This window comes from Winogradskyella sp. A3E31, from assembly GCF_046720935.1.
Classification (GTDB): domain Bacteria; phylum Bacteroidota; class Bacteroidia; order Flavobacteriales; family Flavobacteriaceae; genus Winogradskyella.
In genome coordinates this window covers 177,596-191,183 of sequence record NZ_JBHNWH010000007.1, presented here as the reverse complement: position 1 = coordinate 191,183, position 13,588 = coordinate 177,596, and the positions used below count along the sequence as shown (strand labels likewise).

The window sequence follows — 13,588 nt, the reverse complement described above, 5'->3', positions numbered from 1 at the left end:
ATACATTATCAATTCCCTTTATTCCCTGTGGCAGGCTTAGGAAATTTAGGTGCTTTGATTTCTTTTTTAGCAGGCAGTTGTTTCAATAACTCAGCTACAGCACGCTCTAATTGTGGATCACCACCGTTATTTAGAGCTTTTGCATCTTGCCTCACTTCAATATCTGGTGCTACGCCTTCATTTTCAGCAATCCATTTGTTATTTATAGGGTCAAAAACGGCATTGTCTGGTGAGGTTAAGGAGCCTCCATCTATCATTCTATAATGCGTTGAGGATTTTACTAATCCACCCCAAGTCCGTTTACCAATTAATTGTCCTGCGTTTTGTTGTCTAAATACCCAAGGGAAGAAGTCTCCTCCAGATCCTGCAAGTTCGTTTATCAACAACACTTTTGGGCCTAAAATCCCGGCAGGTAATGTCATCGGTTTACCATTTGGCACTTCATTTGTAATAGCTGCTCTAAGACTTCTGGTCATTAAATCAACCATGTAGTCATCTAATAAACCACCACCATTAAAGCGTTCGTCAATGACAGCACCTTCTTTGTCTTGTTGTGCAAAATAGTAACGATTAAATGAGACAAATCCTGGTCCTCCAGTATTTGGGACCCAAACATAGCCTAATCTTCCGTTAGATAGTTTATCGACCATACGGCGGTTATCTTCCACCCATGTCCGTTGGCGCAATGCATTCTCACTTCTAATCGGTTCTACAATTTCTGTCCAATGCCCTTCAAATTGAGGTTTATCATTAATATGCAGAATTGTTTGCTTACCGGATGTTCCATCTAAAAATCTGTTGAAATTATCACTTCCTTTTAGTTCCTCACCATTGATACCAACAATAAAATAGCCCTCTTTAATATCTAACCCCGGTGCATCTAGAGGTCCTGATAACCCAGGATTCCAGTTTTCTGTGGTGTAGATACGGTCAATTTTCCAGCGGTTATTACTCACACTCATGTCAGCACCAAGCAATCCTGCCTGAGAGCGATCTACATCTGGATAATCCCCGCCACGCACAAAACTATGACCAACCGACAACTCACCATTGACTTGATCCAATATATAGTTAAGATCACTGCGATGCTTTACAAATGGAACCAAAGGAGCATAGCGTTTGTAAACAACATCCCAATCTCTATCATGAATATTAGGATCATAGAAATAATCTCTTTCATAGCGCCAAGCTTCTTCAAAAATCTGTTTCCATTCAGCAGAGCGATCTAATTTCATTTGAAGATTTGGCTTTATGTCCTTAGCACCTTTTGCATCAGCTCCAGAAGTGGAAATGACTTTCCAGCTACCATTGATTTGAGCAAGCATATGTTTCCCATTTGGAGTGATGTAAACTGAACCAACACCTTCTGAAAAGTCTTTGGCTTCCTGTTTGTCCAAACTGAATTTGTGCAGTGTTAAACCACGACTGTTAGGAATACGTTCTCCAATAAAAGCTGTTCCTTTTGGGCCAGCCATGATGAAGTTATAATTTCTAACAGGAATTGGCAATGGTAATGTACGTCTATTTATGTCTTCAAAATCAATAGTAACTTCTTTGGCTCCATTATCCTTTTTTTCTTTTGGCTTTTCATCATCATTTTCATCTGAAGACTCTTCAACTTTTTCTTCATCACTTTTAGGTTGAAACGGAGAGTCATCATTGGCATCTAAATTAATGACATAAGCAGCATATTCTGGATTGGCTGTCATAGCGCTAGTATTTGCCCAGCCTGAACCTAATGCTACATCAGTACTAGCTAAAAAGTACAATTGCTTATGGTTTAAATCCCAAGTTGGGGAAAAGGAATCCGCAAAAGGGTCTGTAATTGCCGTCGATGTATCAGAATCTATGGAGTAGATATAGATTTGCTTAAAATTATTGCTACCAGATTTGTCGTATGCAATCCATTGGCTGTCTGGCGACCAATTCATTCTAATAGAACCACGTTCTATATTAACACCGCCAATATCAATAGTTTTAATTTTTTTGGTTTCAAGATTTAAAACTCTTAAACGCACATCGTCATCCACAAATGAGATGTGTTTTCCATCGGGTGACCAAGTTGGATTCCACGCTAATTTAGATTCGCCGATTGAAATGGATTCTGGTTCTGAAAGTCCATCTTGAGATGAGAGCATTAAGGAATACCCTTTTCCACTAGCGTCAGAAAACCAAGCAATTTTATCTCCTTTGGGAGACCAAATCGGTCTTCTATCTGCTGTCCCAGAAGTCGCTGTAATGTTTCTAGAATCTCCAAATTCAACAGGAACGGTAAAAATATCTCCTCGAGATTCCATAATAGCGCGTTTGCCATTTGGCGATAATGAAGCAAAACGTGCAGAATTAGTCACAGTTTCCCATTGAGGTTCAGCCCAAGGGAAATCACCAATGACGTTAATTGAGAGCTTTTTTGTGTCTCCAGAATTAATATCCATGGTATGCAAATAGCCTTCGCGTTCAAATACAATCGTATTTTTATGGGCTGATATCCATTTTACATCTGAGCCTTTGAAGTTAGTTATCTGGGATAATGATTTCGATGCAGGGTCGTAAGACCAAATATTAGCAACTAAATCTCGATCTGATAAAAAGTAAATTTTATCACCTAGCCATAAAGGTTGAATATCTGTTGTGTTTTCATGAGGTAGAAGTTCTTCGCTTTGCGAGTCTAAATCTAAAATAAACAAAGGTGTGTTTTGACCACCTCTGTAGGCACGCCATTCGGTATCCCATCGATCCATCTTATCGACAATCATTCTTTTACCATCTGGTGAAAAAGAACCGTCGTTGCTCCATTGCTTTGTTAGCAATTTTGGAACGCCACCATCTTTAGAAATAGTATATAATCTATTATAGGCACTAGGTGCGGTTTCTCTGTTACTTGCAAACAAGATGTGCTTGCCATCAGGACTCCAACCTCTAACTACAGAACCACTTGGGTGCCATGTTAGACGCATCGGTTGCCCGCCTTCTTTTGAAACCAGATAGGCATTATTTGTGCCTGCTCTGTTCGATGTAAAGGCAATCCAGTTGCCATCCGGTGAAAAGTAAGGATTGGATTCTACGGCAGGTGTACTTGTAATACGTGTAGCTTCAGAACTGTTGAGATCTGAAATCCAGATATCTGAACCATAGGTAAAAACAACTTGATTGTCACTAATATCGGGTTGGCGTAACAGACGTGTGTCCTGACTAAAAGTAAAATTAAAAACTAGTAGAGCTAAAGTTAAGAATTGAAAGTTTTTGAGAAGTTTCATATTAAGACTGATTGATTTAAAAATTTAGACGAACTCAAGTGCTATAAAGTTACAAATAACTCAACCACCATTTATCCTTGTTTTTTAATTTATAGGTCATGTATGCTTTGCTTGGAAAATAGAGTAGAATAACGATGCCAATCCAAACCAAATAGGTGGTGAATAGAGAATAGCCGTAGCCTACCAGTTTACCTTGCATAAAAACATCATTGGTTAATATCATTTGTTTCCAACTACCACCAGTAAGTTCAAGTCCGACCATAGCCGCTAAGTGAATGACCAAAATATGAAGCACATAATAGAAAAAAGGTACCCTTCCATATACCAAGAGAACATCCGTAAACTTGTTTTTAATAGTTTCAACCCAACGGATAAACAATAGGGCAGGGCCAAGTGTAATGAATAAAAACAAAAGTGATGGCGGATATTTTGTCACATTAAAAAATGAAATAATAGTATAGCTCAAATCACTTTGTTGAGACCAGTGGTTGCTTTCACCATAAATATTAAATGCCCGAAGTATAAAGAATAGAGCAATTGCTGATAGTCCCAAAAATAACAAATTCTTTTTGCGGGTTACTGCCTTAAAGTCTTTAGTGTACAATTGCCCGAAGCAATACCCCAAAGCAATGATTCCAATCCATGCTAGTATGGGGTACGTAAAAGCCATAGCAAATTCTTGGCTAAAAGGAACAAAACCACCTTGATGCAGAGCGTACCAAAGAAGGGCATTAAAATTAGTGCCTTGCATGCTGATACCATCTAAAAAATTATGACCAAATACAATTAAAAGCCCAAGGACTAAAAGTATCCTTTTTGGTAAATGAATTAAAAGGGACAAAACGATCATGCATATTCCGATAGCCCAAATGACTTGAAGGTTTATAAATCCGAATGACGGATCGAACCACCAAAGGAAATTCATAATAACGATTTCAACAAAAACCAACCAAAGCCCTCTGGTGAACAGGAATTTTGATAAGTCCCCTTTAGACTTATTTCTACCATATAAGAAGGCTGAAGTCCCAGAAAGAAAAATAAAAACAGGAGCACAAAAATGGGTTATAAATCTTGTGAAGAATAATTCTGGCGTAGTGGTATCTAAATTTGTTGGATCGTAGATAAAACCATTAAGGTGAAAATAATCTCGCACATGATCTAGTGCCATAATAACCATTACCAATCCCCTAAGGATGTCGATGGATTCTATACGCTTTGATTTGATTGATGACGTCATATTGATTTAGAATTGAAAATATATAAATTGTTCTCCACTACCTTGTGATATAATAATGAGGAAAGTCATTATTGCCCAGACAATACCAAGAACATAAGGGTTTGTCTTAAGTGAAACTTCTTTCATTGATGTATTTCGCATTAACCAATGACAAATAAACAAGATAGTGATTAATACACTGACTTGTAGTATTGTAAAATAGCCCAGAACTTTTTCCCCATCAGTTTCAACATAAAACATGGCTTTTATCATATTCCAAGCTTTATCGAATGATCGAGCTCTAAAAAACACCCAAGTGATATTAACGCATGTAAATGTTAAGAAAGCTAAGGCAATACCGTTCCATTTTGTGACCTTAAATGGCACAAATTGTTTTTGGAGTCTTTCAACAATTAAATAGGTGCCGTGTAATCCACCCCATACGATAAATGTCCAAGCAGCGCCATGCCATAAACCACCAAGTAACATCGTAAGCATAAGAGCCACATACATCCTAGTAATACCATGACGATTTCCTCCTAAAGGAATGTACAAGTAATCCTTTAGCCAACTTGACAATGATATGTGCCAGCGTTTCCATAAATCTGAAAAGCCAATAGAGGCATAAGGATACCTAAAGTTGTCAGGTAGAATGATGCCAAGCATTAGGGCTATACCTATAGCACATGTGGAATAACCTGCAAAATCAAAGAATATCTGACCAGAAAATGCCAAAGTACCAATCCATGCATCTATGCTATGTAGCATTTCTGGTGAGCCGAAAACGGCATCGGATGTATCTGCTAATAAGGTGTCTGCTAAAACAACTTTTTGAAATAAACCAATAGTCAATAAAAACAATCCCCACATAAATTGTTCAGCTGTTGCCTTTTTTTCTTCATAAAACTGGGTGATGAGGTCTTTTGCTCTTACAATTGGCCCAGCAACTAATTGAGGAAAGAAGGTGACATACAGTGCAAAATCTAAAAACGTTCTAGCCGGTTTAATTTTACGCTTATACATGTCAATGGTGTAAGACATGGTTTGAAAGGTGTAAAACGAAATCCCCATCGGCAGAATGATGTCCATAGGCAGTGCTTGAAACTCAATACCGATTGAATTTAATAACAATACAAAATTTTCTAAAAGGAAATCTCCATATTTAAAAAATGCCAAGAAACCCAAGTTTACGAACATACTTAACATAAGCCATAACTTTCGTTTTCTTTGGTTGTCTTCAGTTGCTAGGCGTTTACCAGCCGTCCAATCCACTATAGTAGAAATCCAAAGCAGAATAACCAAAGGTGGATTCCACATACCGTAGAAGACGTAACTTGCTAGCAATAGCATACGTTTTTTTCCTGTCCAGCCAAATAGCTTCGTATAATACAGAATAAGAACAATGATTAGGAACAGAACAAAACTTAGTGAATTAAATAACATAATTAGTTAGTATTGGTTGGTGGATAAATGAAGTTAGATGGCAATTTATTGATTTAAGATTCCATCATTTCTTAAGAGCTTTATTAGCTCCCTCGTAAAATAATCTGCATCGCCTTTAGATAAATGCGATTCTTCAGGGCATTCTAAGTTTTTGAATTGCTCATAATCTTCAAAATGGTAGTTAGGTATATCAGCAACCTTAACCAAAGAATCCCAGAAACGTTCTCTAGGGACATCTTTGATTTCACCTTGTCTCACTTTACCGCTAGAAGGACATCTTACTAATACAACAGTACCGTTTCTTTCTTTAAAGGTTTTAAGATCCTCCATAAAGAACGCTGTAGTACCTTCTTTATCTGGCCATTTAGGCTTGTTTTCTTCAGGTTTTTTTGAGTTAGTGCTATCCTGTTCTGATTTAGGTGGTTTGGGAGGTTCAAAATTCCAGACATCAATAACCGTTTGCGCAAAATCCTTATCGGTTTCAGTTCTGTGCGAGAGTGCCATGTTTCTTGGAATGGAAACATCACCGAAATTATTGAAAGGAGGATATTCTGGGCTTCCAGTTCTATCCCCAATTCTATAACGATTGAGTAATGCCTTTAAATCAATATCATCTGACCACTCCTCTTCATCAGCAGATATTAGAACTAAGTTGTTTTGTAACGGAATAGACAATCTAAAGTTTAATTTCTGCGCATAAGTTTCATCCTCAAAATAATCGATTTTAGATTGAGGTCTTTTCCAAGGAAATGCTTCAGGCATCAAGGTAGAGAAAAACAAACCAGGAGCCACACCAATAATCACGGTACCTTTAAAATTTGTGTTGTGCACAATATCATGAAATGTAGGCAATGGTGACGACCCTGTGGAAGCCAGTTGAATAGGATATTTACCTGTTTGTTCTTTCCATTCCTCAACTTGTATGTCAAAATATGCTCTCGATGACCCTAAAATAATAACATCTTCATCAGATGCTTCTTCGACTTTGGCTCTTTCCATAGACCACAATGCTTTTTCGTCATTTAGTGTTGGATAGTAACCTTGATTTCTCCAATAGAGTTCCCATACAGTTGTTGCGATTAAGGTTATAGATAAGGCAAGAATTAAGGAAAATTTTAATTTCATAGTGGTTGGTGTGTTGGTTTGGTATAAATGAAATGCATGTGTAGGTTGCATTCAAAAAAAAGAAGTTTAAATAAGAAAATCATTAGTCTTATAATTAGTTGTTTTATAAAGACTTGGGGAATTGGATATAATATTAGTTAAAATATAGATACCTTATACAATAAACTATAATAAAAAGAAAAGTACTTCGTCTTATTGAAGCACTTTTCTAATTTAATTGTTATCAAATTTTAATTAGACATATCAGGGTTTCTGTCATAGATATAGGAGGAACTACTTTTTACAGAAGCTCTAAATTTAGCTCTCATCTCGTCGGCTTTCTTTTCTCCATTAGCATCTTCATAGATTTTCCAAACACCGTCCATGTCTTCATCGAGATCCGCATATTTATCAAATGGCCAAACGACCATATAATCAGGAGCGTCTGAACTACCACCAGCAACGCTATACCACCAGGCACGTTCGTCACCTTCTTTATCTTTTACAGCACCTGATACTGCCTTAATTACCGACATAAAATCGGCGCTATTGTCAACATTAAAGTAAGTGACCCATACTTTGTCATTGTTTTCGTTTCCGTCTTTACTCACTTCAGGAATAGACTCTGTAATGCTAGAATAAATGGACTTCATGTGTGGTGCAATAAAATTTGGGAATATACTCACACATTTCTGACCTGCTTCATCACTGTCATCATCCATTTCTGCCCAATTGGCCATCATGTCAGTAACGGCATATACCCCAGCTTCACCTTGTACGCGACGCCAAAAATCCCAATTATTTTCACCACCAGCCTTATTGTAGCATTCCTTATACATTTTAACGCCTTCAACAAACTGTGCATCGTGCCCCATTTTCACTTTAATATGGGTGATATTGATAATGTGATCTTGGGAGTTGTCTTGCCCAAATGCAAATAGGGGAAGTACAAAAAGTAAATAAATTAATTTTTTCATAATGTATTGATTTAATTGGTTGATATTATATTTTGACCAATAACATTATAAGTTGCTTCAAATGATAAATTTGGAATGAATTTAATCATAAAGCTACATGTCTTCAGTGTCAGACTCTGACATGTCATCAGCAGCTTCCATTTCTTGCTTTGCCATAGCTGTGGCTTGTAAATCCAAAACAACCTCGGTTGGATCCCACATACCAACTTCGCGAACAATTTTACCATCTACAAACTGATAGGTTAAGTGAACAGGAATGTCTATCACTTTTCCACTTTCTTTCATAGTACCTCTCCAATCTAACCAGCAATTGACCCAAGTCTCTCCATCATCGGTAACGACCATTTCAAATTCTTGGTCCTCTTTTAAGAATTCGCGAGAAGAATAATTAGCGTCATTGGCTTTGTGATAGTCTGCCAAATCGGATTTTGTCATAAAATCTTTTTTGGAATTAAAATAAGTTTTACTTGAGTCTGCCATGTGGCTCATATCAGAATAGTCCATGGCATTGTAATTTGCAATATGCTGCTTTACAGTGTCAATTTCTGGCGATTGTTGTGTGTACCGTGTTTGCTGTTCTTGACAGGATGTAAAAAGAATTAGGGAAAGTCCTAATAAAAATAATTGTTTCATAATGTATTGATTTAGTTGATTAATAGTCAAAAAAAACACAATAACATCAAGGTGAAAAACATGTAAAAAAAGCAATACTTGCTTTTGTAGAATGGGTGAAAAAGTATAGGGTGGAATGTTAAAAGTAGTTAAAATTTTAACATTCACCAAATAGAAAAATTTTATTAATTACTTAAAATTGTAATTTATACTAATTCATTTATATATTATCTTAGGTCAATTTCAATTTGATTCTTCAAGATGTCATCAAACGTCTCTCGTTTTCTAATTAAATGAGCCTCCCCATTATAAATTAAAACTTCAGCAGGGCGATAGCGAGAATTATAGTTACTCGCCATTGTAAAACAGTAGGCACCTGCATTTTTAAAACAGAGAATATCATCTTCATTAATTTCATTGATACGGCGGTTGTTAGCAAAGGTGTCTGTCTCGCAGATATAGCCAACAACGGAATAAAAACGCTCTCTTCCTTTTGGATTTGAAATGTTACTAATCTCGTGTTGAGAACCATAAAGCATTGGGCGTATTAGATGATTAAAACCCGAATCGATTTGTGCAAATACTGTAGAAGTGGTCTGTTTTACCACATTGACTTTAGCTAAAAAGACTCCTGCTTCGCTGACAAGAAATTTTCCAGGCTCAAAGGCTAGGGTTAAAGTTTTCCCGTATTCTTCACAGAAGTCGTTGAAGCGCTGCCCTAATTTTTCTCCTAATTCCTCAATATTGGTTTCAATATCACCCTCTTTGTATGGTACTTTAAAGCCGGACCCAAAATCAATGAACTCTAAATCTTTAAAATTCCTAGCAGCTTCGAATAGAATTTCACTGGCATATAAAAACACATCAATATCTAAAATGTCACTACCCGTATGCATGTGTATGCCATTGATGTTCATTTTAGTATTTTCAACAATACGCTTTAGTAAAGGCATTTGATGAATTGAGATTCCGAATTTACTGTCGATGTGTCCAACAGAAATATTAGTGTTACCACCTGCCATAACATGAGGATTGACTCTAATACATACAGGAACTTTAGGGTGTTTTGTGCCAAATTGCTCCAGAATAGATAAGTTATCTATATTGATTTGAACGCCTAATTCTGCGACGTTTTCAATCTCTTCAAGAGAAACACCATTTGGTGTAAAAATAATTTGTTCAGGTTCAAAACCAGCTTTAAGCCCTAATTGCACTTCTTGGATGGATACAGTGTCTAATCCCGAGCCTAACGAATTAAAAAACTTTAAAATTGAAATATTAGACAGTGCTTTTACGGCATAATTTACCCTTAAATGTTCAACCTTGCCAAAAGCCTTGGTTAAGCGTTTGTATTGCTGCTCTATTTTTTCAGCATTATAGACATACACAGGGCTTCCAAAATCTTTTGCTATTTGTAAGAGTTGTTGAGACATTATTATTTTTTTTCAAATATATTTTTTTAAGTCTAAATGGGAATGAATTCATTGAATTTTACCATTATTTCAACATATTGTTAAATATATAACAATATTTATTTTATCCAATTTATTCTAAAGAAATGGATTTCTATATTTACATTTATTTTTTATGAAAACCTATTTTACCTTACTACTTGCTTTCATTTTCGGTTCGCTCTGCGCTCAATCCGAACTGTTGATTGAAGTTAGAGATATTGAAACATCCGAACCGATATCATTTGCAACGGCAAGAATAAAGGACTCTCAACGTGGCTTAGTTGCCGACTTCTTTGGGCAATTTAGATACCCTATTTCAAATATTAATGATGCCCCTGTATTGGTTTTAAATTCTTTAGGTTACCAGCCTTTAGAGGTTGACTTACGTACTTTGAATAGTAAAATAATAAACGTTATTACCCTCACACCACAGATTGAAACCTTGGATGCAGTAATTTTACGAGTTTCTAAAAAAAATCTAAAGCCTATTTTAGAATCCACAAAAAGAATGACTGCTTATGAGTTGGTCTATAAGGCAGTACATTCAATAACTGAAAATTTACCAAAACAACCACATTCTAATATCGGGTATTACAGAGATTATCAATATTTTGATAATCAATATTTTAATCTTAATGAAGGTATTTTAGAACAATTCGACAGTGGAATTAATAGTCTAAAGTTAATAGATTCAACCAATCAAAGTGTATTTTATGAATTTGGTAATAATTCAGTATTCAAAGTTAATCCGGAATTTTCAAAAGCTTATAACGGAAAATCTAAATTTGTTCAAGGGGCAAAGATTTTGTCTTTTGGTGGAAATGAACTAAGCATTCTGAATGTCCATAATCCCATTAGAAATTTTGACCAAAATTCATTTTCTTTTGTTTATCATTTAAATAAAGAATTTTTACAGCTTCATAAATTTGAGAGATCTAAAGTGTTTTTTAAGGATGACGACCCTTTGGTTACAATTACTTTTACAAATGATCACAAAGCTACAAGCTACAAGCACAAAGTAGTTGGCAGTATAATACTCTCATTGCGAGATTTTTCAATTTATGCTTTCAACTATACAGTAAATGACGTCGATAAGTCCAATCCAATCTTCACTGTAAAAATAGAATACCAAAGGTATAGTGATGAGATGCACCTTAGTTACATCAGTTTTAATAACAGATTTGTAGTTGCAGATAATGATGTTTTTAAAGAGTCTAAAGTCACTTATAATCCCAGTGATAAATATTTTGAGTTGACGTTCAATTCTAACATCGATTTTAAAACAGTTAGAAATAGAAGTTTTAGAATTGAGTTTCAAAGAAACCGCATAAAAATAAAAGATAGGCAGATTGTTAATGATTCCACTTTAAGACTTTTTATTGATGATTCTCATGGCTTATACTCCAATCTAGGGAAGGAAGAAATGAAATACCTTAATTTTATGGTAAGAAACTTAAAGGATATGACTGGTCGTGAAATATATAAACCCCAAGTTAAAATAGTATATCAATTTAGGGAATATTTTGTCCAAGAGATTTTTGAGAATAAGCTGTTAAATACCAATTTAAATTTTGTAGATAAAATGAAGCCTTTAAGGGGGCAAAAACTTAATAAGTTAGAAATAAAAAACAGTTATATCTTAAATACTCCGCTAAGATCAACAAAGGTTGATTGAATTAATAAAGCTGTACCCTGTATCTTAAACTCAAAATCACTTCACTATTAAATTAATTTGAGAAACGGTTTAGGATGCTTATTTTTGCATATCTATTTTCGATACAGAAGTTGTATCGATCTGAAATCTAAAAATTTCTATTCAAAAATGAATTTACACGAATATCAAGGTAAGGAATTGTTAAGTAGTTTCGGAGTACGTATCCAAAGAGGAATCGTCGCTCAAAATCCAGAAGAAGCTGTAAACGCTGCTAAAAAATTAACCGAGGATACTGGGACAGGGTGGCACGTGATTAAAGCACAAGTGCATGCAGGTGGCCGTGGAAAAGGTGGCGGTGTTAAGTTGGCGAAGAACTTGGAAGAGGTAAAGTCAATTGCTGACCAGATTATCGGTATGGACTTAGTGACTCCTCAAACTTCTGCCGAAGGTAAACGTGTACATCAGGTTTTGGTGGCTGAGGATGTATATTATCCAGGTGATTCTGAACCAGAAGAATACTATATGTCTGTTTTATTGAACAGATCTAACGGACGTAATATGATTATGTATTCTACTGAAGGTGGAATGGATATTGAAACCGTAGCAGAAGAAACTCCACATTTAATTTTTACTGAAGAAATTGATCCTGCAACAGGGATTTTACCTTTCCAGGCTCGTAAAGTCGCTTTTAATTTAGGCTTATCTGGTGCTGCTTTTAAGGATATGACACGTTTTGTGACGTCTTTATATAAAGCTTATGTTGAGTCTGATTCTTCATTGTTTGAAATCAATCCGGTATTAAAAACCAGTGATGATAAAATAATGGCCGTTGATGCTAAAGTATCTTTAGATGATAATGCATTATTTAGACATAAGGATTTGGCTGCATTACGAGATTTAAGAGAGGAAAATCCAATCGAGGTTGAAGCAGGTGAAAAAGGCTTAAACTATGTTGATTTAGATGGTAACGTCGGTTGTATGGTTAATGGAGCTGGTTTGGCGATGGCGACGATGGATTTAATTAAGCAAGCAGGAGGTGAACCGGCAAACTTTTTAGATGTTGGTGGTACTGCAGATGCAGCGAGAGTTGAGGCTGCTTTTGAAATCATTTTAAAAGACCCAGCTGTAAAAGCGATCTTAATAAATATTTTCGGGGGTATCGTTCGATGTGATCGCGTGGCGCAAGGTGTTATAGATGCCTATAAGAATATGGGTAATATTGAAGTACCTATTATTGTACGATTACAAGGAACAAATGCAGACATAGCAAAAGAGTTGATTGATAACTCTGGACTAGATGTATTAAGTGCTACAGAATTCCAAGAAGCTGCAGATAAAGTACAAGAAGTTTTGGCTTAGTAAAAGCTATAAATATAGATTAAGAAGGCTCTCAATTTTGAGGGCTTTTTTTGTTAATACACTCACAACCTGTGTTAAACACTGTTAATAAGGAGCTTAACTTGTAACATTTTGTCTTAACTTCAGTCTATTAATTAGTATCAATCAAAAATCAAACAATCATGAAAACATTAAAAATGTTTGCGCTAGTCGTAGTATTTACGTTTAGCAGTGCTGTTTCAGCAAGCACAAACCCTTCAAAAGATGCTGAACCGAAATCCTTAACTGAGTCTGTAAGTGAACTTCTTCAAAAACCAAATTTTGAAGTGGAGAAATCTGTTGAAGCTAAGGTCTTTTTTATGATCAATAACGACAATGAGTTCGTTGTATTATCAGTAGAGTCTACTGATGAAGGTGTAAAAAACTTTATTAAAAGACGACTTAACTACAAAAAGGTTGAACGTAATGGGTATGGTTCTCAAATTTACACCATCCCTGTTAAAATAGAAGCTACAAGCTAAGATGTATTCTAT

At 35.6% G+C, this 13,588-nt stretch carries 10 protein-coding genes; 3 read left to right on the top strand and 7 right to left on the bottom strand.

Features of this window, described 5'->3' with window-relative positions:
- Window positions 1–8: 8 nt before the first annotated feature.
- The 7 genes from ACFEMA_RS10490 to lysA form a co-directional block, all read right to left on the bottom strand.
- Window positions 9–3,257: a PDZ domain-containing protein gene (locus ACFEMA_RS10490; protein WP_411768150.1), complete on the bottom strand. Its 3,249-nt coding sequence runs from the start codon at window positions 3,255–3,257 to the stop codon at window positions 9–11.
- A gap of 49 nt (window positions 3,258–3,306) precedes the next feature.
- A complete protein-coding gene (locus ACFEMA_RS10485) occupies window positions 3,307–4,494 on the bottom strand; it encodes a DUF1624 domain-containing protein (RefSeq protein ID WP_411768149.1) in 1,188 nt (395 codons plus the stop codon).
- 6 nt (window positions 4,495–4,500) lie between these two features.
- A complete protein-coding gene (locus ACFEMA_RS10480) occupies window positions 4,501–5,916 on the bottom strand; it encodes an MBOAT family O-acyltransferase (RefSeq protein ID WP_411768148.1) in 1,416 nt (471 codons plus the stop codon).
- A 45-nt stretch (window positions 5,917–5,961) separates the two neighbouring features.
- Entirely contained in the window at window positions 5,962–7,092 is a 1,131-nt protein-coding gene (locus ACFEMA_RS10475; protein ID WP_411768147.1) for a hypothetical protein, read from the bottom strand.
- 179 nt (window positions 7,093–7,271) lie between these two features.
- Window positions 7,272–7,997, bottom strand: coding sequence for a hypothetical protein (locus ACFEMA_RS10470; RefSeq protein ID WP_411768146.1), 726 nt, complete (start codon window positions 7,995–7,997; stop codon window positions 7,272–7,274).
- 93 nt (window positions 7,998–8,090) lie between these two features.
- Window positions 8,091–8,630, bottom strand: coding sequence for a nuclear transport factor 2 family protein (locus ACFEMA_RS10465; protein WP_411768145.1), 540 nt, complete (start codon window positions 8,628–8,630; stop codon window positions 8,091–8,093).
- 206 nt (window positions 8,631–8,836) lie between these two features.
- Window positions 8,837–10,045: a diaminopimelate decarboxylase gene (lysA, locus tag ACFEMA_RS10460; RefSeq protein ID WP_411768211.1), complete on the bottom strand. Its 1,209-nt coding sequence runs from the start codon at window positions 10,043–10,045 to the stop codon at window positions 8,837–8,839.
- Window positions 10,046–10,196: 151 nt separating this feature from the next.
- On the opposite strand from lysA, the gene ACFEMA_RS10455 reads away from it, so the two are divergent.
- The 3 genes from ACFEMA_RS10455 (at window position 10,197) to ACFEMA_RS10445 (ending at window position 13,576) form a co-directional block, all read left to right on the top strand.
- Window positions 10,197–11,738 (top strand): hypothetical protein, encoded by a 1,542-nt coding sequence (locus tag ACFEMA_RS10455; RefSeq protein WP_411768144.1) that lies wholly within the window; start codon window positions 10,197–10,199, stop codon window positions 11,736–11,738.
- 147 nt (window positions 11,739–11,885) lie between these two features.
- A complete protein-coding gene (sucC, locus tag ACFEMA_RS10450; RefSeq protein WP_411768143.1) occupies window positions 11,886–13,076 on the top strand; it encodes an ADP-forming succinate--CoA ligase subunit beta in 1,191 nt (396 codons plus the stop codon).
- Between the two features lie 161 nt (window positions 13,077–13,237).
- The gene (locus ACFEMA_RS10445) at window positions 13,238–13,576 is read left to right on the top strand and encodes a hypothetical protein (protein ID WP_411768142.1); all 339 of its coding nucleotides are present in this window, start codon (window positions 13,238–13,240) and stop codon (window positions 13,574–13,576) included.
- Window positions 13,577–13,588: the final 12 nt, after the last annotated feature.